The 18,069-nt window shown below is 48.8% G+C and carries 16 protein-coding genes; 4 read left to right on the top strand and 12 right to left on the bottom strand.

Features of this window, described 5'->3' with window-relative positions; translation table 11 throughout:
* Nucleotides 1–188: 188 nt before the first annotated feature.
* Nucleotides 189–1,493, top strand: coding sequence for a uracil permease (gene uraA, locus L6442_RS08970; RefSeq protein ID WP_212979772.1), 1,305 nt, complete (start codon nucleotides 189–191; stop codon nucleotides 1,491–1,493).
* A 132-nt stretch (nucleotides 1,494–1,625) separates the two neighbouring features.
* Here the strand turns inward: uraA and L6442_RS08965 are convergent, their stop codons facing one another.
* The 10 genes from L6442_RS08965 to L6442_RS08920 form a co-directional block, all read right to left on the bottom strand.
* Nucleotides 1,626–3,161, bottom strand: a complete 1,536-nt coding sequence (locus tag L6442_RS08965) for a DUF4127 family protein (RefSeq protein ID WP_212979771.1) — start codon at nucleotides 3,159–3,161, stop codon at nucleotides 1,626–1,628.
* Between the two features lie 46 nt (nucleotides 3,162–3,207).
* Complete coding sequence (locus tag L6442_RS08960; RefSeq protein WP_228101161.1) at nucleotides 3,208–4,053, bottom strand: carbohydrate ABC transporter permease; 846 nt, start codon at nucleotides 4,051–4,053, stop codon at nucleotides 3,208–3,210.
* Complete coding sequence (locus tag L6442_RS08955; protein WP_194232326.1) at nucleotides 4,050–4,931, bottom strand: carbohydrate ABC transporter permease; 882 nt, start codon at nucleotides 4,929–4,931, stop codon at nucleotides 4,050–4,052. The genes L6442_RS08960 and L6442_RS08955 overlap by 4 nt, the downstream gene beginning before the upstream one ends.
* Nucleotides 4,932–5,015: 84 nt before the next feature.
* A complete protein-coding gene (locus L6442_RS08950) occupies nucleotides 5,016–6,296 on the bottom strand; it encodes an ABC transporter substrate-binding protein (protein WP_194232327.1) in 1,281 nt (426 codons plus the stop codon).
* Nucleotides 6,297–6,669: 373 nt separating this feature from the next.
* Nucleotides 6,670–7,188 (bottom strand): adenine phosphoribosyltransferase, encoded by a 519-nt coding sequence (locus L6442_RS08945; RefSeq protein WP_194232328.1) that lies wholly within the window; start codon nucleotides 7,186–7,188, stop codon nucleotides 6,670–6,672.
* 39 nt (nucleotides 7,189–7,227) lie between these two features.
* Entirely contained in the window at nucleotides 7,228–9,630 is a 2,403-nt protein-coding gene (gene recJ / locus L6442_RS08940; protein WP_212979770.1) for a single-stranded-DNA-specific exonuclease RecJ, read from the bottom strand.
* A gap of 154 nt (nucleotides 9,631–9,784) precedes the next feature.
* Entirely contained in the window at nucleotides 9,785–10,741 is a 957-nt protein-coding gene (locus L6442_RS08935) for a cation diffusion facilitator family transporter (protein ID WP_212979769.1), read from the bottom strand.
* Between the two features lie 192 nt (nucleotides 10,742–10,933).
* The gene (secF, locus tag L6442_RS08930; RefSeq protein ID WP_212979768.1) at nucleotides 10,934–11,839 is read right to left on the bottom strand and encodes a protein translocase subunit SecF; all 906 of its coding nucleotides are present in this window, start codon (nucleotides 11,837–11,839) and stop codon (nucleotides 10,934–10,936) included.
* A complete protein-coding gene (secD, locus tag L6442_RS08925) occupies nucleotides 11,829–13,100 on the bottom strand; it encodes a protein translocase subunit SecD (protein WP_212979767.1) in 1,272 nt (423 codons plus the stop codon). Before secD ends, secF begins: the two co-directional genes overlap by 11 nt.
* 142 nt (nucleotides 13,101–13,242) lie before the next feature.
* Nucleotides 13,243–13,503 (bottom strand): post-transcriptional regulator, encoded by a 261-nt coding sequence (locus L6442_RS08920; RefSeq protein WP_228101162.1) that lies wholly within the window; start codon nucleotides 13,501–13,503, stop codon nucleotides 13,243–13,245.
* A gap of 119 nt (nucleotides 13,504–13,622) precedes the next feature.
* On the opposite strand from L6442_RS08920, the gene spoVB reads away from it, so the two are divergent.
* Nucleotides 13,623–15,320, top strand: a complete 1,698-nt coding sequence (gene spoVB, locus L6442_RS08915) for a stage V sporulation protein B (protein ID WP_212979766.1) — start codon at nucleotides 13,623–13,625, stop codon at nucleotides 15,318–15,320.
* A gap of 10 nt (nucleotides 15,321–15,330) precedes the next feature.
* Here spoVB and L6442_RS08910 read toward each other — a convergent pair whose 3' ends face one another.
* Nucleotides 15,331–16,086 (bottom strand): YetF domain-containing protein, encoded by a 756-nt coding sequence (locus L6442_RS08910; protein ID WP_194232334.1) that lies wholly within the window; start codon nucleotides 16,084–16,086, stop codon nucleotides 15,331–15,333.
* A gap of 186 nt (nucleotides 16,087–16,272) precedes the next feature.
* Between L6442_RS08910 and L6442_RS08905 the strand changes: the two genes are divergently transcribed.
* Both L6442_RS08905 and L6442_RS08900 read left to right on the top strand, forming a co-directional pair.
* Nucleotides 16,273–16,665 (top strand): TIGR04086 family membrane protein, encoded by a 393-nt coding sequence (locus L6442_RS08905; RefSeq protein ID WP_194232335.1) that lies wholly within the window; start codon nucleotides 16,273–16,275, stop codon nucleotides 16,663–16,665.
* A gap of 71 nt (nucleotides 16,666–16,736) precedes the next feature.
* Nucleotides 16,737–17,579 (top strand): phosphatase PAP2 family protein, encoded by an 843-nt coding sequence (locus L6442_RS08900; RefSeq protein WP_237100273.1) that lies wholly within the window; start codon nucleotides 16,737–16,739, stop codon nucleotides 17,577–17,579.
* A 100-nt stretch (nucleotides 17,580–17,679) separates the two neighbouring features.
* Here the strand turns inward: L6442_RS08900 and yajC are convergent, their stop codons facing one another.
* Nucleotides 17,680–18,006, bottom strand: coding sequence for a preprotein translocase subunit YajC (yajC, locus tag L6442_RS08895; protein ID WP_212979831.1), 327 nt, complete (start codon nucleotides 18,004–18,006; stop codon nucleotides 17,680–17,682).
* Nucleotides 18,007–18,069 lie beyond the last annotated feature (63 nt).

Genomic DNA, 18,069 nt, shown 5'->3' with positions numbered 1-18,069 from the left:
TGAAAGGCTCTACGTCAATATTTCTTGCGAGGAACAAGAAGCAATCACGGCAACAATCTTCTCTTTTTTTGCAATTCTTGCTGCGATCGCAAAAAAAATGATTGAAAAAAGTCGTTTTCTTGGATAATCTAGTTCATTGAATGCAATTCGTGAAACGAAAAACAATTCGAAATTTGGGAGTGAGCCATTTGCAACGCGAAATTCAAGTCAATGAAAAGCTTCCTTGGGGGCCGGGCATACTGCTGAGCCTGCAGCATCTGTTCGCCATGTTCGGCAGCACCGTGCTTGTACCAAACCTTTTCGGCGTCGACCCCGGCATGATTTTGCTGATGAACGGAATCGGAACCTTGCTCTACATTTTGATCTGTAAAGGCAAAATCCCCGCCTACCTCGGATCAAGCTTCGCCTTTATTTCCCCGGTGCAATTCGTCCTGATGGGTAACACGGACAATTACCCGCTTGCCCTCGGAGCATTTATAGTTACCGGCTTCATATTCATTGCTGTCGGATTGATTGTGCAGTATACCGGAACCAAATGGATTGACATCGTTTTCCCTCCTGCAGCCATGGGTGCCATCGTCGCCACGATCGGTCTGGAGCTCGTGCCCGTCGCGGCCGGTATGGCAGGCATTGTCCCTCAGGCCGGCGCATCGGCCGACTGGTTTAATCCGAATGCCGTGATCCTTTCGATGACCACGCTTGGCGTTACCGTCATCGGCGCCGTCCTGTTCCGCGGTTTTCCCAAAATCATTCATATTCTGATCGGGATCGTTACCGGATATGCCATCGCCTATTTTATGCCTGGCATGATTAATAAGGAAGCCATCGCAAATGCGCATCTCTTCACAATGCCAACGATTACAACTCCTAAATTTGATATGAATGCCATACTTACCATCATTCCCGTATCGCTTGTCGTTATCGTCGAACATATCGGACATCTGCTGGTGACCAGCAACATTGTCGGTAAGGACTTGTCCAAAGACCCCGGGCTTAACCGCTCTCTGCTCGGCAACGGTATTTCTACCATCCTTTCCGGTTTCGTCGGTTCCACGCCGAACACAACCTATGGGGAAAATATCGGAGTTATGGCATTAACCAAAGTGTACTCCATCTTCGTTATTGCCGGCGCGGCGATCTTTGCGATCATCCTTTCCTTCTCGGGAACCTTCTCCTCGGTGATTGCCAATATTCCGGTGCCCGTCATGGGCGGCGTCTCGCTGCTGCTGTTCGGGGTCATCGCCGCTTCGGGTCTGCGCATTTTCGTAGAGCAAAAGGTCGATTTCTCCAAGCCTACCAACATGATTCTGGCCACGCTTGTGCTGGTGGTCGGTATCAGCGGCGTGCAACTGGATCTCGGCAAAGTTCATCTGAAAGGCATGGCGCTGGCTACCATCGTCGGCATCGCGCTCAGCCTGTTCTTCAAACTCATCGAGGTGCTTGGACTTTCCAATGAAAAAAATGATGAGTTGGTCGAAAAAAATCCTGACTGATGATCGATAGAAAGCGTAAGAGCCGGACAAGCCCCTTGACGGGAGCTGCCGGCTCTTTGCTTGAATGAAAAACATCCGCTAAATGCGATCTGGCTTCTTAGAATGTACGTCGATAAACGATTTTCTAATTGATTATGATTCCGATAAAAGATAACGCGCGCTAAGCCCCACTTCAAAGGTCCGGTTCCATGGCATGCAGCAGTCCAAAATTTCTACCCGGCCTGCATTACCGTTCACCCGCTCCTCAAGCGCATCCGCCAGCCGCTGCTTCACCAGCTGCGCTACCCTCCCGCGTTGTCCGTCCAGCTCGAACCTGCTCAGCCCCATCGCTTCGACTTCGCCTTGATTTAAAGCCGTTCTGACGATGGAACAATAACATAAGTCTTCCGCGTAGCGAAGCGCCAGGAAATCCAGATGCTGCTGCGTAGGGCCATCATGCAGGTAGATCATCGATTGGGCAATAACCGTTCCAAGTGTATTGGAACTTGTGTTCCAGCCGGCAAATCCGGCCAGCTCAAACAGCATTTCTTTTTGCTTCAGCAGCTTCACCAGCTTCCGGTCTGCCCCGTTCATATATCCGATATCGGCAACGGCCACGGGTTTTCCCTGATTGCGGAGCATATAATCCCCGTACTCCACCAATTCGACAATGTTCCGGTACACGTCGTAACTGAAATTCGCTTGCTCTTGCGAGGTCGCTTCCACCATCGTTTCTCCCGGCGTATTTACAAGCAGAATCAAGTCCGCTTCAGCCGCCGAAGATGCGATCAAGCCCCCTGCGGCCATGATGTGATATTTCAAGCTTTCATAGAATGAACGGTCTTCGAGCAGCGGCGTCACAAAAGGCCCCTTCACCGAAGCCATTCGCGGATAGATGAGTGGAATTTTGTTCAGGTTACCATTCAGCATTCTGGCGAGAAGCGTGCAGCCGACTTCATCCGCTCCCGGATACATATACGTTTTCAGTTCCAGATCAAGCTCTGAAATCTTCGCCCTTACCTTTTGCTGATCTTTAGCCGTATGTCCGTATGGCGCCGAGTCATCCTGAGGGATAATCATAAAATCAATTGTCCCCTCAGCAATCAAGTCCAGGACATCGAGGATAACACTTGTATTAACGGCTCTGCGGCCCATATAATCCTCAAGAACCTCGGCCGGAAGGCGGCGATTGATATCCTCCAGTTCCGCGAGCTCCTCTGTCGTTGCAATCCCGAGCTGCGAACGATGGCCGATATATCCTTTCCGGAAAATCTCCCGGCCCCAATCCGCGTAATAATCAGGCTCTTCATCCGACAGCGAATATTGCGGACAGCGCATGATAAGCTGGAAAGCGAATATTTTCAAATCCGGATTCCACCGCTTGAGTTCCCGCAGCCTTTGCAAGCGTTCAGCCACCTGCGGATGGTCCATATCATGCAGCCGGGAAGGAACGATGCCGCCATACAAAAGCGTATCCAGAGCAATGATGGCCCCGTCCGCATCTGCAGACTGTTCCTCCAGCCAACCCCACAGCCGCTTTGTGTCTCCCGGTCTCTTTTTGAGGCCCATCATCTCCATAGGCGGACGCGCCATATGCACCCCGGTCCCCTGTGCAAGCAGATACGGGAATTCATAGTTGCAAGGCCGTTCGTCCAGCGGGATAAATACGATTTTGTTTCGTTTAGTCATGACTGTGCCAGCTCCCTTTTACTCATGAAATTCAGTGTATTGGCTGCTATCCTTTGATCGCACCCGCAATCCCTTCCATATAGTAGCGCTGGGTGAACAGGAACACGATAATGATCGGCAGCACGGAAATCATCGTCCCCGCCGCAATCCAGCCGAAATTATAAGAGAACTGTCCGTTTAAATAGGTAAGCGCCGCAGCCAGCGGATACTTTTGTGGATCATCGAGCACGACGATCGGCCATAGGAAATTGTTCCAGAACGCCATCATCTCCAGCAGCGAAATGACGGCAATAGCCGGTTTGACCAGCGGCAGCACCAGCTGCCACCAAATCCGGAATTCGGATGCGCCATCCATTTTGCCCGAATCACGGATATCCGGCGGAATGCCCAGAAAAGTCTGGCGCATTAGAAAAATATTAAACACCGAAACGGCGGACGGCAGCACGACGCCCAGAAATGAATCCGCCAAATGCAGCCACTGGATCGTCAAATAATGAACAATCATCGCGGTTGATGAAGGAATGATCATGGTGGCAATAAGCAATCCAAAGATCAGGTTTCGGCCTTTGAAACGAAAAGTGGCAAGCGGGTAGGCCGTCAATGCGGCCAATATGACGTTAAATACAACGCCTAAGGCCGTAATCACCACCGTGTTATAGATGTATTTCGGAAAGTTCATAAACTGCCAAACCTTAACGTAGTTATCAAAATCGATAAAGGTCGGCAAAATGGCCGGCGGATTGGAAAACACATTTTTGCCTGGCATGAGCGACACGCTGAGCAGCCATAAAAACGGTCCCATCATAAATACGGCCAGCGCCAGCAACAGTACGTAAACAATCAATAATCTGATTATAGTAAGCCATTTGTTTTTTGAAATCGCGATTATCAATATGGATTGACACCGCCTTTCTGATTAAAACGGAACACCAGCACGCTAAGCCCGCCGATCAAAACGCTCACAATCAGTCCGAGTGCCGAGGCATAACCGAAATTAAACTGCTCCAGGCCCTTTTGGAAAATATACACGCTGGAAGTGAGGGTCGAAGTACCTGGTCCGCCTTTCGTCAAAATGTAGACCTCGTCAAAGACGCGGATCGCTGCCATTAATGAAATTAAAGAGCAGAACAGAATATGCGGACGCAGCAGCGGGATCGTAATGCTCCATATGACATGCCAGCGGCTCGCGCCGTCTACCCGCGCGGCTTCATACAAATCCGAAGGGATGCCCTGCAGCCCGGCCAGATACAGCATCATATAATACCCGAGCCCTTTCCACATCGTGATGAACATCAGCACAAACAATGCCGTACTGCTTGTCGACAGCCACGCGACTTGATCATGGATCAACCCCAGCTTAAGCAAAATAAAATTGACCACGCCGTTATTGCTGAGCAGCCAGCTCCAGATCAAAGCCACGGCGACCATCGAAGTGACGACAGGGATGTAATAAGCGGTACGGAAAATTTTCACGCCGGGGATTTTACCATTGACCAAAATAGCCATCAAAATCGACAGGATCTGAATCACTGGAACGATGATGACGTACAGCAGCGAATTCCATAAAGATGTGAGAAAATTGGAATCATGAAAGGCCGTGACAAAGTTATCAAAGCCGACGTAATGCGTTTCGGAAATGACGGAATAATCGGTAAAAGATAGCGGAATTCCATAAATGATTGGCCAAAATACAAATACGGCAACGAGAATCAGTCCGGGCGCCATAAACGTCCATGCTGTAAAGGATTCGGAATGAACCCATTTTTTCATGCCTTGTATCACCGTCCTCACCCGAGCAATTTGCCAAAATCCATAGTCAGTCATGGATTCAATAAGCGGATCATTTTTGCCCGGCTACTTTTTTAATACCTGATTAACCTCTTGCTCCATCGCATCCAGCGTGGCATTGATATCCGCATCGTTAAGCATGATCTTCTGCAAACCTCTGGCTATGGCCGCGTTGATATCCGTTGCATTCGGTACGCCGACCATATAATCAATCGCTTTATCCAAGCTGTTGGCGGAGGTAATTTTGGCTTGGGACTCAAGTGAATTGTCCGATTCGGTAAAAAACGGATCTTTGATCGATTCTTTGGTTGACGGCAGCGTATTAGCCGCTTTGGCAAAGGAAGTTTGATTTTCTGCGTTCGTGACAAAGGCCGCAAACTCCACGGCTTCTTTTTGATGTTTCGATTTGGCCGGCACGACAAGATTCATGCTGTTGGACAGGCGTACGCCAGAACGGCCGGTAGGCAGCGGCACGGCGATGGTGTTTTTGTATACGTCCGGTGCGGAAGTTTTCAAAAAGTTGATGAATGTCGGCCCAGACATTTCAAAGGCCACCTGCTCGCTGGAGTAATACTGGATCTGCTTTGTAAAAGGTACGTCCTCCTTCACAATGATGCCGTCCGCGATTTTCTGCTTGATGTCTTCCAGAATCGTTTTCGTTTCCGGCGTATTAAAGGCCGCGGCCGACTTGTCATCGTTCAGGAGTTTAATGCCTTCCCTCGGGAACAGGTTGGATACCCATTGTCTCGCGTAACCCGATTTGCCCGTCTTTTCTTTGATCTGTTTGGCCCATGCGGCCAGCTCATCCTGAGTCTTCGGCGGATTGGCCGGATCAAGCCCGGCATCTTTGACGATTTTGGTGTTCATGAACAAAACCTCCGTACCCGTATACCAAGGAAGCGCATAGGCTTTGCCATCAATTACCGTCGAGTTGTAAATCCCTTCAAAATAAGATTGTTTCTGCTCATCGGTCAGGAAAGAATTCAAATCAACCACTGCGCCTTTGGATCCCATTTGACTGGCAAACTCGGTATTCAGGTTCACCACATCCGGACTGCTGCCGCTGGCAATGCTGGTCAGAAGTTTATTGGTGACTGCATCGTACGGATAATCTTTCCACTCAATGGTCACGCCCTCATGCGATTTTTGATAATCGGCAATCAGTTTGTTGAAATAATCGGTAAAAGTCGGCTGCAGCGAAATCGTCCAAAACTCCAGCTTAACGGGACCGGCGCTTTTACCGCCTTCTTCCCCGCCTGACTTTCCTCCTCCGCAAGCGCTCAACAAAAACGATAGCAGCAACACAGACAATAAAACGCTGACAGTTCTTTTTTTACTCTTTTTCATGTTCTCGGCCCCTTTGCGTAATAGTGATGCACAAGATTTTTCAGACATAAAAAGTCTAAAGATGTCATCCCAAAGAAGACTGACCGATTCCAGCGGTGTTTTTTCAACAAAAACAGATATTAAACCGCTTTCAATGGAAATTATAACAAAATTATAGCGCCTGAAAAAGAATTTTTTCTGTTTATTATGAAAAATAGGAGTTTTATTCCGGTTGAATTAGTTGTGGCCCCTTAGGAACCAAGCGGATATATGCCAACTGAAGTTTTATTAGGGAATGGGGAAAAAGAGCAAAAAAATACCCTCGGCCGTAATCAGCCAAAGGTATTATTTCCCGGGAAACGTCTCTTCCGGATCAGCATTTATTCATTTCAGTTTAGTCTTCATAGGTCATCAAGGAGAATACTTCCACCCCTGGCAGCTTATTGCGGCCGTTCAGAGCCGCCAGCTCAATCAGGAATGCAGCCCCTACGACATTGCCTCCAAGCTGCTTCACCAGATTGACGGATGTAGAAATCGTACCTCCGGTTGCAAGCAAATCGTCTGCAATCAATACATTCTGTCCTTTGCGGACAGCGTCCGTATGCATCGCCAGACGATCCTTGCCGTATTCCAAGTCATATCCGATCTCAATGGTTTCGTATGGAAGTTTTCCGCTTTTACGAATCGGAGCAAAGCCGACGCCAAGCGCATAAGCCAGAGGAGCTCCTACAACAAATCCACGCGCCTCAGGACCGGCAATAACATCGATTTTCAGGGCGGATACCATCTCTTTCATGTCGTTGATGGCTTTTTTGTAGATCTCTCCGTTCTGAAGCAATGTCGTAATATCCTTAAAGCTGATCCCTGGCTGCGGGAAATCGGGAATCACCCGAATATAATCTTTATAGTTCAATCTAATCTCCTCCTAAGTAATATACAAAAGGTCATGCGTTTAGCTGACGCCTTCCAGGCGGGATATCATCCAGCTGGTGCACTGTGAGGTGCTTGCATACAGCAAATGCTGCTCCATTTCGGCCAAGCTGCCCAATGCGGAAAAATGCATGGAACTGCTGAGCTCCCGCTTTGGCGGCTTCGGAATGATCGTTATATAGCCGTCGCGCCGCTGTATAAACGAAAGCTCCTCGAATACGTCCATCATCATCGTAACCATGCGAAGGGTCGAGGAAGACTGCTTACTAAGACGCACAAGCGCTTCCTGCTCCCTGATCGGTTCTGCCGCCATACGCATCAATAGTACATACAGCAGTTTAAACTGTTCACGATCCGGAATTGTGATCCGCTCTGCCTTGCTTCGTCCGGAATGAAGAAGAAATAAGTTGGATAGATTCTTGAACGAGGCAAGCAGCGTATCCAACTGATCTGCGGAATCAGGCGCATGAATCATAAACAGTGTTGTAACATGATCCGTACCGTAAATATTCGCCGCATCGTTAAATGCCGAAATTCCAGCATTCTTATCATATACCCAAAGGGTACAATCATTCAATTCCAATTTGGGGGAACTTTCGAGACGAGGATTAAACACGGCAGCGATATGCCGATAATCCAGCCGCAAATGCGCAGAAACCGCGTTGTATACCCGCTGCATGTCAGCCCAAGGCTGCTTGGAATCACGGAAGTCGAATACCTGTGGACCCGGTATATTCAAGTCCTGCAGCATAAGCTGGGGTTTTCTTGACCCGTTCCATTCATTAATGGAAACCTCCCCAAGAATATCGAGCGTCATCCCTTCCTCAAGCAGCTCCGCCAGATCTCCCCTGCCGAAAGCTACAGCTTCGATGCGCGTTCCGCCTTGCCGGACAACAAGCTTCAAGTGCTTGCCGTCCTTGCCTATTTTCCGTATCTCTGCCAGCTGCGTTCCCCGAAAAATCAGCTTTGGCATCGGATTGGCCATACCAAAGGGTTCCAGCATTTCGATTTCGTCAACGACAGAGAGCGGAATATCCGACAGTGTCCATTCTCCATCCGTTGGCATGACAGGCACAAAGTCCGCTTCCGTTAATACCTGTCCGGCATAGAGGTTCAAGGCCTGTTCAAACGCCTCAAGCTGCTCCCGATTCAGACTCATTCCGGCTGCGGACGGATGGCCGCCATAATGATCCATAAGATCTTTACAGGAAGTAAGCGCTTCGTAAATATCAAGCCCCGGGATGGATCTGGCTGAACCTTTGCACATTCCGGTCTCCGGATCTATGCCCAAAATAATGACGGGGCGGTAATACCGCTCGAGAATTTTGGAGGCGACGATTCCTACGACACCCACGTTCCAACCTTCCCCTGCCAGAACAATCACATCCGGAACGTTGTTATCCTTCATTTTAGCTTGCAATTGAAGAAGCGCTTCCTGCACGATCGTTTCCACGACCTGTTGTCTTTCTTTGTTGAGTTCATCCAGTGCATGAGACAGCCGCTGCGCTTCTTCGGCATCTTCCGTCGTCAGCAAGGCCACCGCCGAACCGGCATGATCGAGGCGTCCGCTGGCATTGATCCGCGGCGCCATCCCGAATGCCACATTGGTGGATGTGACAGCTCCCGGAGCAATCCCGCTTACTTCCATCAGAGCCCGAATGCCGGGAAAGGAGGTGCGGCGCATGGATTCCAGGCCGCGGCTGACCAAGATGCGGTTCTCACCGGTTAATGGCATCAGGTCGGCGATCGTTCCGATGGCTACGATTTCCGTCCATTCGACCGGCGGCTGTTTCAGTACTGCCTGAGCTAACTTATATGCTACACCCACGCCCGCGAGGCCTTTGAAAGGATACGGACATCCCGGCTGCTTAGGATTGATCAACGCATAAGCCTCGGGAAGCACTTCCGGAGGTTCATGATGATCCGTTACAATGACATCGATCCCCAAAGCGTTGGCATACGCGATTTGCTCCACCGCACTGATTCCGGTATCCACTGTAATCACGAGGCTTACTCCCTGCTGATGGGCCCAATCCAGCGCATGATTATGTAGTCCATATCCTTCGTTGGAGCGATGCGGAATATAAATATCGTAGGAAGCCCCCATATGCCGCATGAAATAAATCATTAATGAAGTGCTGGAAACGCCATCCGCATCGTAATCCCCATAAATCAAAATATGTTCCCCATGATCAATCGCCTGTTGGATTCTTGGCACGGCCTTCTCCATGCCTAGCAGCAAATAAGGATCATGCAGTGCATCCAAATTTCCGTTCAAAAAATTTGCCGCTGCTTCAGCGCTGTCAATCCCCCTTGAAGCAAGAAGCGAAGCCGTTAACGGAGATACCGAGAGAGCCTCTGCCAAACTTCGCGCCTTCTCCCTGCTGCCGGCCGGAGTCCGCCAGGAATATTTTGATTCTAACAATCGTCTTCACCTTTCTTTCCCTGCCCGTCAGGCGCGATCAAAAAAAATCGTGAATCAGATTCGCACGGAAAATGCCCGTCATTACGGCTACTTTCGGAAATCGAATGGTCTATTATTTTTTGATCGCGCTGACAAACTTGCATTCCCTAAAAAACTATTGAATCAGTGTCGGCATATCGTTATCCGCAAGCTGATGATTGGTTTTGTACGGATAACCGGGATCATAAGGAACGACTTGAATTTTCACGTCACTAACATGCACAAAGCGGTTCATCAGCAATTTTTTAGCCCGTTCGGCGATCTCATTCGCTTCAAGAACAGTAATCCGTGGATTTACGCTAATCTTGAGGTCCACTGTGATATAATGCCCCTGCTCCCTGGTCTTCAGGTCATCAACGGTAATAATCCCGTGCACCCGCTGAACCGTCTCGATAAAGCTGATGGCATCCTCCTGCTCCGTTTCGGAAGCAAGCGAGCCGTATAACGAATTCATGATCAATAGATACCCTTTCCGGAGCACCAAACCCGCTACGACCAAAGCAGCAACCGGATCCATATAGGTCATTGCTTTCCACCCAAAGGTATCTCCGGCCACGGACAGAAATACGCCGATGCATACGATCAATGAGGAATACAAGCTGAAACGATGCTCTTCAGCGTAAGCCGTATGCCGCCCATCCCCCTGCTTTTTCGAATAATGATATTGAAACTGGAAAATGGCTTCTTTGACAGCCAAAGACATAAAAATAGCAATCAGAGCAAATTGCCTTGGTATGCGAATGTTCCCTGAAGCGATATCCCTGATTGAAGCGACTGCGATTTGCAGCCCTCCCATCAGAACTAGCACCGCAAAAATAATTGCAAACACAGGTTCTGTCTTGTACGGCCGGGTTGGACGTTTGCTTTTCCCTTTCCCTTTCAAAGACGAGCGCCTAGGGATAAGCCGGTTCAAAGCGGACACAGCATCGGAGGCAGAATGCAAGGCGTCGCCCAGCAAAGCCTTGCTGCCAGTGAAATATCCTACCCCGCCTTTAAAAACAGCAAGCGACAAGTCGCCGATCATCCCCGTCCAGGTGACGGTATCGGAAGAATGTGAACGTTGATTGCTCATGTTTGCCTCCTCTCCGGCAGGCCCAGCATGCCGATTCTATTCTTTGAAATGGATGCAACTGCCGCCTTTCGATCCCTTACATCCGTGTTTTCGAGATGAGTGAGCTGTGGATGAGATTCACATGAAAAGTTCTTGATCAGATTGAAAGCCGCGTCGCAGAAGACGCGGCTTTCACCCGTAGTACAGCTTGCCTTACGCTTTGGAAGGCTTGACCGCTTTCCGGTTAGGTTTTTGCTTGTGTTTAAAGAACAACCACAGCGGGCTGGCGATGAAGATCGAGGAGTAAGCCCCGAAGATCAGGCCGATAACCATGGCGAGCGAGAACATTTTGATCGATTCTCCCCCGAAAAGGAACAGAAAGAAGGCTGCAATGAATACGGTAAATGCCGTATACAAGGAACGCATCAGCATCTGATTGACACTGTGGTTGAGCAGGTTCGTCAGGTCCTCACGTGTTTTTTGCTTGCCGAAACGCAAGTTCTCGCGAATACGGTCGAAGATAACGATCGTATCGTTGATCGAGTAACCGATGATCGTCAGCACAGCGACAATGAAAGTCAGGCTGACCTCCAACCGGAAGATGGAGAAGACGGCTACAACCATAAACGCGTCATGCAGCAGCGCGATGATGGCGGCCACGGCAAAACGCCATTCAAACCGGATACTTACGTATATGATAATCCCGATACAGGATATGAGAACGGAATAGATAGCGTTTCGCCCGAGTTCCTTCGCCATTTCCGGATCGACAGTGTTCACTTCCATGGAAGACTTGCCATCCAATTTAAGCAGAGCGGCTTTGAGCTGTTCATCCTGGTCCTCGGTTAATACTTTCGTGAAGCGGATACCCATCCGATTCTCCCCTGGGGAGATCGTTGCATCTTTGGCAATTCCAATCTTGTCAAGCACCGGTTCTATATCGGCTTTCGTCAGGGTTTTGGAAAGCTTCACGTCCACGTTCGAGCCTGCCTGGAAATCAACGCCGTAGTTCAAACCGAAAGCGGCAAGGGCGATAATCCCCGCAATCGTAAGTGCGATCGAGAAGATATACGCATATTTGCTCAGCTTTACAAAGTCAAATTCCTTTTTAAAGTGCATTGATTTCACTCTCCTTTACCCCGAACTGCTTCGGTTTTTTAAGCAGTCCTGCCTTAACCAACAGACCTAGCAGGAAGTGGGTGAAATACACGTTGGTCAAGATACTCAACAGGATTTCGACGATCAGCACGAGCGCGAAACCTTTGACAGCGCCTGTTCCGAAAGCGAACATGACCGCACCGACGATAATCGTCGTAATATTCGAATCGAGAATCGTGCGCAAGGAAGATTTGTTGCCCGCTTTAACCGACGACATAACGCTTTTGCCGTTGCGGAATTCCTCCCTGATCCGTTCATTGGTAATGATGTTCGCATCGACTGCCATCCCGACCCCGAGAATAAACGCGGCTATCCCTGGCAGCGTCAGCGTAAAGTCGGCCCATACAAATACGAGAATAAGCAGCCATGTATGAACGATCAGACCAAAGCTTGCAATTATGCCAGGCAAACGGTACATCCCGATCATAAACACTAAAATGACGATGGAGCCGATAATCCCGGCTTCGATCGTTTTCTCAAGCGACTGTTTACCAAGTGTCGCGCCTACGCTTTGCGAGTATTTTTCCGTCAGTTTCAAAGGCAAAGCGCCGAGATTGATCGTATCGCGGATCTGCTTGGCCTCATCTAAGGTGTAGCTGCCTGTAATCTGCGCTTTTCCGTCTGTCAGCTCTTGTTGGACTCGCGGATCCGAAAGCATCGTTTCATCGAGGAAAATCGCGAGGTTTTGTCCAACCAAACGTTTGGTGACATCGGCGAATTTCTTTTTGTCCTTGACTTTAATATCGATAACAGGACGGTTCAACTGGTCGTAACCAACAGCGGCCCCGTTCTCGACAAAGTCGCTTCCGACAAGTTCCACCTTGCAATATATATCTTTTTCCGTAGCGTTCTTTTCAGGCACCTTACAGCCGTCTGCGCTGCGGAAAGTCAACACTGCCGGTTCCTTCATTTTTTTTCTGACTTCGGCTTCGTTTGTTACACCTGCGAGTTTAAGGCGAATCCGGTTGGTGCCTTCTGTGGTGACTTCAGGTTCGCTGGTGCCGAGCGCATTCGCTCTTTTTTCCAAACTTTCCGCCGTACGCGTAAGGGACTGCTTTGTAACACTTTGTCCCGGTTCAAGCGGAGTCGCCTCATATAAAATCTCGAAGCCTCCCTTAAGATCAAGGCCTAACCGGACACTGTCGAGTAATCCCGGCGTGGACCAAGCCATGATCCCCGTCGCAACGAGCACGACGATAATGAAAGTAGCGATTCTTTTCATGCCGTTCCTAGTTCCCCTTTCGTTCTCAATATTCCTATTATAGCCATGCGTCAAAAGGCAGTCAATTTATCAATATTTGTCGGTTTTTTGATTTCCCTGTCTTTTCCTCCTGCATAGGCCGACCAGAAAAGGTTCCTCTTCCTTAATCGAAAGAGGAACCTTTATATGCAGATATTGTCATATAGTTCATAAACGTCAACGCCTTAAGCGAGAGAATATCGTTAACCAGTTTGTAGAGTGGAGGAATTCCTTCCTTTTCGTATTTGCTGCTGATGCATTTCCAAACGTCTTTGCTGGTGACATACTCATATCCGACAAGTCTGAATTCCTCCGCCTTGCTTTGGCATAAAGCCTCGATCACGGCGTCAATTTCGCTTTCACTCATCTGCTCCGGGCCCACCATGTGTAGCCTCCTCTCTGCTTGCCTGATGTCACTCTCAAGTCTAGTATAATCTACATTCGCCCTTCACGGCCCCTATTCCTTCTTTTCCCACAAATGTTCTGCTGTAAAAAGTCCGTGGTATGAATGGACGAGTAGAGCATATCCATATATACAAAAGGTCTGTCACAATTGCTGTTGCAGCAGAGCTTCGACATGGAAGAGGGAGTGGACAATTGAACAAGCTAACGCCTAAAAAACAGACGTTTATTCAAGGCACGATGATTTTGCTTGCAGCCGGAATCGTTAACCGGATCCTGGGTTTTATTCCGCGGATCGCCCTGCCCCGGATCATCGGAGCCGAAGGTGTCGGCATTTACCAGCTGGGTTATCCCTTTTTTCTGGTGCTGGTCACCGTAATCACAGGTGGCATTCCGCTTGCGGTGGCCAAGCTGGTATCCGAAGCCGAGACGGAGAACAAGCCGCAAAATTCGGCTTTCGTCCTCCGGGTCAGCCTTATCCTGACGGTCGGCTTGGGAATTCTGTTTATGATGCTCTCCATTTGGCTATCCCCATGGGTCACGCAAAATATTTTGACGGATTCGCGCGTATATTACACCTTTATCAGCATGAGTCCGATGCTTGTCATCGTAGCGGTATCATCCGTGTACAGGGGGTACTTTCAGGGCAAACAAAATATGATTCCTTCCGCCTCTTCTTCTATCATCGAAACCCTGGCCAGAATCGTATGCATGTTATGGTTTTCGTATTTGCTGCTGCCAAAGGGACTTGCTTTTGCCGCAGCCGGGGCCATGCTTGGGGTAACGGCAGGCGAGTTTTTCGGACTGCTTGCCCTGCTGTGGCAATTCCGTAAAGAACGGCATTTGCCTTCCGAGGCGGCGGATCAAGCAAAACGCAGCGCCCTGGAAAAACGCGGTCTGTTTTACCGTCTGATGAACATTACCGTCCCCGTCACGGCAGGCAAACTCGTCGGTTCTTTCTCCTATCTGTTTGAATCCATCATTACCGCCCAAAGCCTTGCGATCGCCGGGATCGCGACATCCGTAGCCACGGCGCAGTACGGCGCCCTGCAGGGCATGATCATTCCCGTTTTGCTTTTGCCCGGGGCGTTGACCTCATCCCTGGCAGTCTCCCTGGTTCCGTCATTGTCCGAAGCGGCCGCCCGCAAAGACCGGATCACCATTCACAAGCGGATGAATCAAACCATCCGTCTGGCCCTGGTTACCGGCGCACCTTTTGCCGTCGTTATGTATGTGCTGGCCGAACCGCTGTGCGGGCTGCTGTACAACAATACGGAAATCTCGGGAATGCTGCGCATGCTCGCCCCGTTTGCGCTTTTTCTATATGTACAGGCTCCGCTGCAGGCAGCGCTGCAGGCATTGGATCGGCCGGGTAGAGCACTGTTTAACATGCTGGTTGGCGCATCGACCAAACTTTTTCTGATCTGGTACCTATCCTCGCAGCCTCAATACGGGATTTACGGCGCCGTCATCGCCATTATCGCTAACAGTATTATCGTCACCGTTATGCACGGCTACAGCGTCAGCCGCCTGCTTGCGTACCGCTTCAAGCTGATTGACATGCTGAAGCTTGCGTGCGCCATGATCATCATGGCAGCGATAACAACCTATGCCTACCGTTATTTGCCTTTTAACAATGTCAGCTGGTTTCAATTCTTCGCGGCACTTCTGGCCGGTGTCGTTGGTTTTTTGATTAGTGTCTTTGCGATCAAGCTGGTTTCGCCGCGCGACCTCAGAAGAGTGCCCGTGATCGGCAGATGGTTTGGCCCATCCGACGAACCCCGAAATCCAGCGGCATGAAAATCACTGATTATTTCCGGTCGACATACACCCTGCCCTGATGATCAATGGAGCATAAAAAAACATCCTTAAACTCGGCGGCGCCCCGTTTTTGAATTTGGTTTTTTAGCCAGAAGCGGTTTTTTTTCAGAAGGCGCAAGTTGTCATCCTGCACAATCCCATCCATAATCAGCGGAATAGGAAGCGTGCTGTAGCTGAACGATCCGGCCGGAACGAGCACTTTTTTTCTCGATTTGGGCTTGAATTGCGCTTTATATCCTAACTCTACTTCAGGATGCAGGCGTGCGGAAGGGTTCCGATTCGTTTCGGATTTGGATTTAGGAATGACTGTAAGCTGTCCAGAATTCTCCAGGATGGCAAATTCCACATCGGCAATATTTTTAATGTTTTGCCCGCGCAGCTGCTGCAGCAGATCATCCAGATTATAGCGCTGTTTTTTCATTTCACCCCGATGCAATTTGCCGTCCGATACCAGAATGCTCGGCTTTCCCTCAAATAACAAGCGAATTTTTCTGCTCTTTAAGCTGATATAAGCGATGGAGAGTTGGATGATGACGAGTGTGACCATTGGAACAATGCCGTCAGAGATCGGGCGCATGATATCCTCCAACACGAATACGCCAATCTCTGCAATCATGATGGATATGACGAGATCGAAAATGGATAATTTGCCGATTTCCCTCTTACCCATAATCCTAAGCGTTAAATAAATGACGAAATACATGAGTACGGTACGAAAAACGATGATCAGTACATGCGACGTCATATGGCCAACTTCCTTTCTCGTCTTCTTTCGCGGAAACTTATGCTGATATTTTGGCCGTTTTCCAATTTTCCCATGCACTTCCGCAGCGGTATAGCGATTAGAAAATTACTTGTACTACCCGGTAAGGCTTGGACATAGATTTACAATAACTTAAGGAATAAGGATTATATTAAGGGGGTTCTAGTTATGCACATGATCCGGCGCGTATTTTCTTTCCGTATCACCAACCCGATCCTGTCGGGACTGTATTATTCTTTCCTCTGGATGATGATCGGCGCGCTTGTCCTCTCGCTTTTGCTCTGGTCCAGCGGAATGAATGAGGAAAACCTCTCCCGCTACGTTTATGTAGTTCATGCCATCGCAGCCGCCCTCGGCGGACTGATTGCCGGCAAGCGATCGGGAAAAAGGGGCTGGTACAATGGCGGGGTTACCGGCATTTTATACGGTCTGATGATTATGCTGATCGGATTTCTCGCACTGGACAGCCATCTTCGCGTCGGAGACCTGGTACTTGTTAGTACCGTGTTTGCTTCGGCAGCCCTTGGCGGCATGTTCGGTGTAAACCTGAAAAATAATTAATAGAGGTCTCTTCTCTTGAAATGTGGTAAACTAATTCCAGTTGATTCTTACAAGAGGAGGCTTCTTCAAATTTGCTATATCAATCCATGCTGAGCATATCCATTGCCTCAGGAATAACGATTCTCTTATTGATTTGGCTGGGTACGCTCCGCAATCCGTTAAAAGCAGCTTATCTTTTTATTAAGGAATTGCTTGTCTCTCGTAAATTTTTGCTGTTCTTTGCCATTATGGTAGGTATTCTCCTGGTCAATAGTTACGAATTGCAGGTAGAGAAAATGCTCGATTTGCATTATGACTTTACGCCTTGGGTTTTCGGTCTTGAAGGTCATTTTGTAAAAAATTTGCAAGACTTTTTCCACAGCAGCTATATTACGCCTGTCTCTGTTTTCTTCTATGTCGTCGTGTTTCAATCACTGCTCGTCGCTTCGATTGGCGTATATATTTCCGAGCAAAATAAAGTATTTGTTCTCGCGACCTGTATTGCAATCATAATTAACTACACTATTGCTATACCGTTTTATCTCTTTTTTCCGGTCAACGAAGTTTGGTCGTACCCGCCTTCGGGGGTCTCCTTCTTGATGCTTGATGTATTTTCGAATTTCGAAAAGGAGTACAGGCCTTTATCCGGTCTGGACAACTGCTTCCCAAGTCTTCATACATCCATTTCCGTTACCCTGATGGTTTTAGGTTTGCGGTCGGGTAACCGCCGATTTGGGATCATCACGACGATCAGCGCCATTATTATTATCTTCAGCATCTTTTATTTGGGCATCCACTGGTTGACGGACATGGTCGCAGGTACGATTCTGGGGCTTCTGGCTTCGAATCTCGGCATCTTGTTTGCCAAGCTCTCTCTGAAAGAAAAGGATCGTTATATGATTCGCCAGTCCGGCAGAATGTTTGATAGCTTTTAATCAGAACATCTTATTGCCAAAAAGGCAGCTTCCCCAGGGGAAGCTGCCTTTTTGATCATTACCTATAGTTAGAATCAAAGCCAACTTATGTAGCTTCGGTTTAGCTTTCGCTTTCAGCCGGACTGCTTTTGGCATGACTGATCGAACTGCGGTCAAATGTCAGCTTGGTTACATCATTCACCCGCAGCACAACGACGTCATCCGTAATTTCCATGATGGTTCCGTGAAGACCGCCGATCGTCACCACTTTATCGCCTTTTTTCAATGCGCCCAGCATCAAATTGCGGCTTTTTTGTTTCTTTTGTTGCGGACGAATCAGCAGGAAATAGAAGATCGCAAACATCAAAACAAGCGGCAGAATCAAACCTACAAGACCGCCGCCCCCAGCTGGAGTCGCATCCGCAGCCAATTCAAAGCTTTCAAACATATTAAACATGTTCTCTTTTCCCCCCTTTCATGGACTAACCCTGTAATGCTGTTTTGGGACTTG

Source organism: Paenibacillus azoreducens, from assembly GCF_021654775.1.
Classification (GTDB): Bacteria; Bacillota; Bacilli; order Paenibacillales; family Paenibacillaceae; genus Paenibacillus_AQ; species Paenibacillus_AQ azoreducens.
The sequence above is the reverse complement of the archived record's forward strand: the minus strand, read 5'-3'. Positions and strand labels throughout refer to the sequence as shown.

Bases quoted from the DNA above. Each gene is read 5' to 3' on its own strand.
- L6442_RS08910 (WP_194232334.1), bottom strand. From the start codon at position 16,086: ATGACGTCGCATGTACTGATCATCGTTTTTCGTACCGTACTCATGTAT.
- secF (WP_212979768.1), bottom strand. From the start codon at position 11,839: ATGCACTTTAAAAAGGAATTTGACTTTGTAAAGCTGAGCAAATATGCG.
- spoVB (WP_212979766.1), top strand. From the start codon at position 13,623: ATGAATGGACGAGTAGAGCATATCCATATATACAAAAGGTCTGTCACA.
- L6442_RS08905 (WP_194232335.1), top strand. From the start codon at position 16,273: ATGCACATGATCCGGCGCGTATTTTCTTTCCGTATCACCAACCCGATC.
- L6442_RS08955 (WP_194232326.1), bottom strand. From the start codon at position 4,931: ATGAAAAAATGGGTTCATTCCGAATCCTTTACAGCATGGACGTTTATG.
- L6442_RS08935 (WP_212979769.1), bottom strand. From the start codon at position 10,741: ATGAGCAATCAACGTTCACATTCTTCCGATACCGTCACCTGGACGGGG.
- L6442_RS08965 (WP_212979771.1), bottom strand. From the start codon at position 3,161: ATGACTAAACGAAACAAAATCGTATTTATCCCGCTGGACGAACGGCCT.
- yajC (WP_212979831.1), bottom strand. From the start codon at position 18,006: ATGTTTGAAAGCTTTGAATTGGCTGCGGATGCGACTCCAGCTGGGGGC.
- L6442_RS08920 (WP_228101162.1), bottom strand. From the start codon at position 13,503: ATGGTGGGCCCGGAGCAGATGAGTGAAAGCGAAATTGACGCCGTGATC.
- L6442_RS08950 (WP_194232327.1), bottom strand. From the start codon at position 6,296: ATGAAAAAGAGTAAAAAAAGAACTGTCAGCGTTTTATTGTCTGTGTTG.
- secD (WP_212979767.1), bottom strand. From the start codon at position 13,100: ATGAAAAGAATCGCTACTTTCATTATCGTCGTGCTCGTTGCGACGGGG.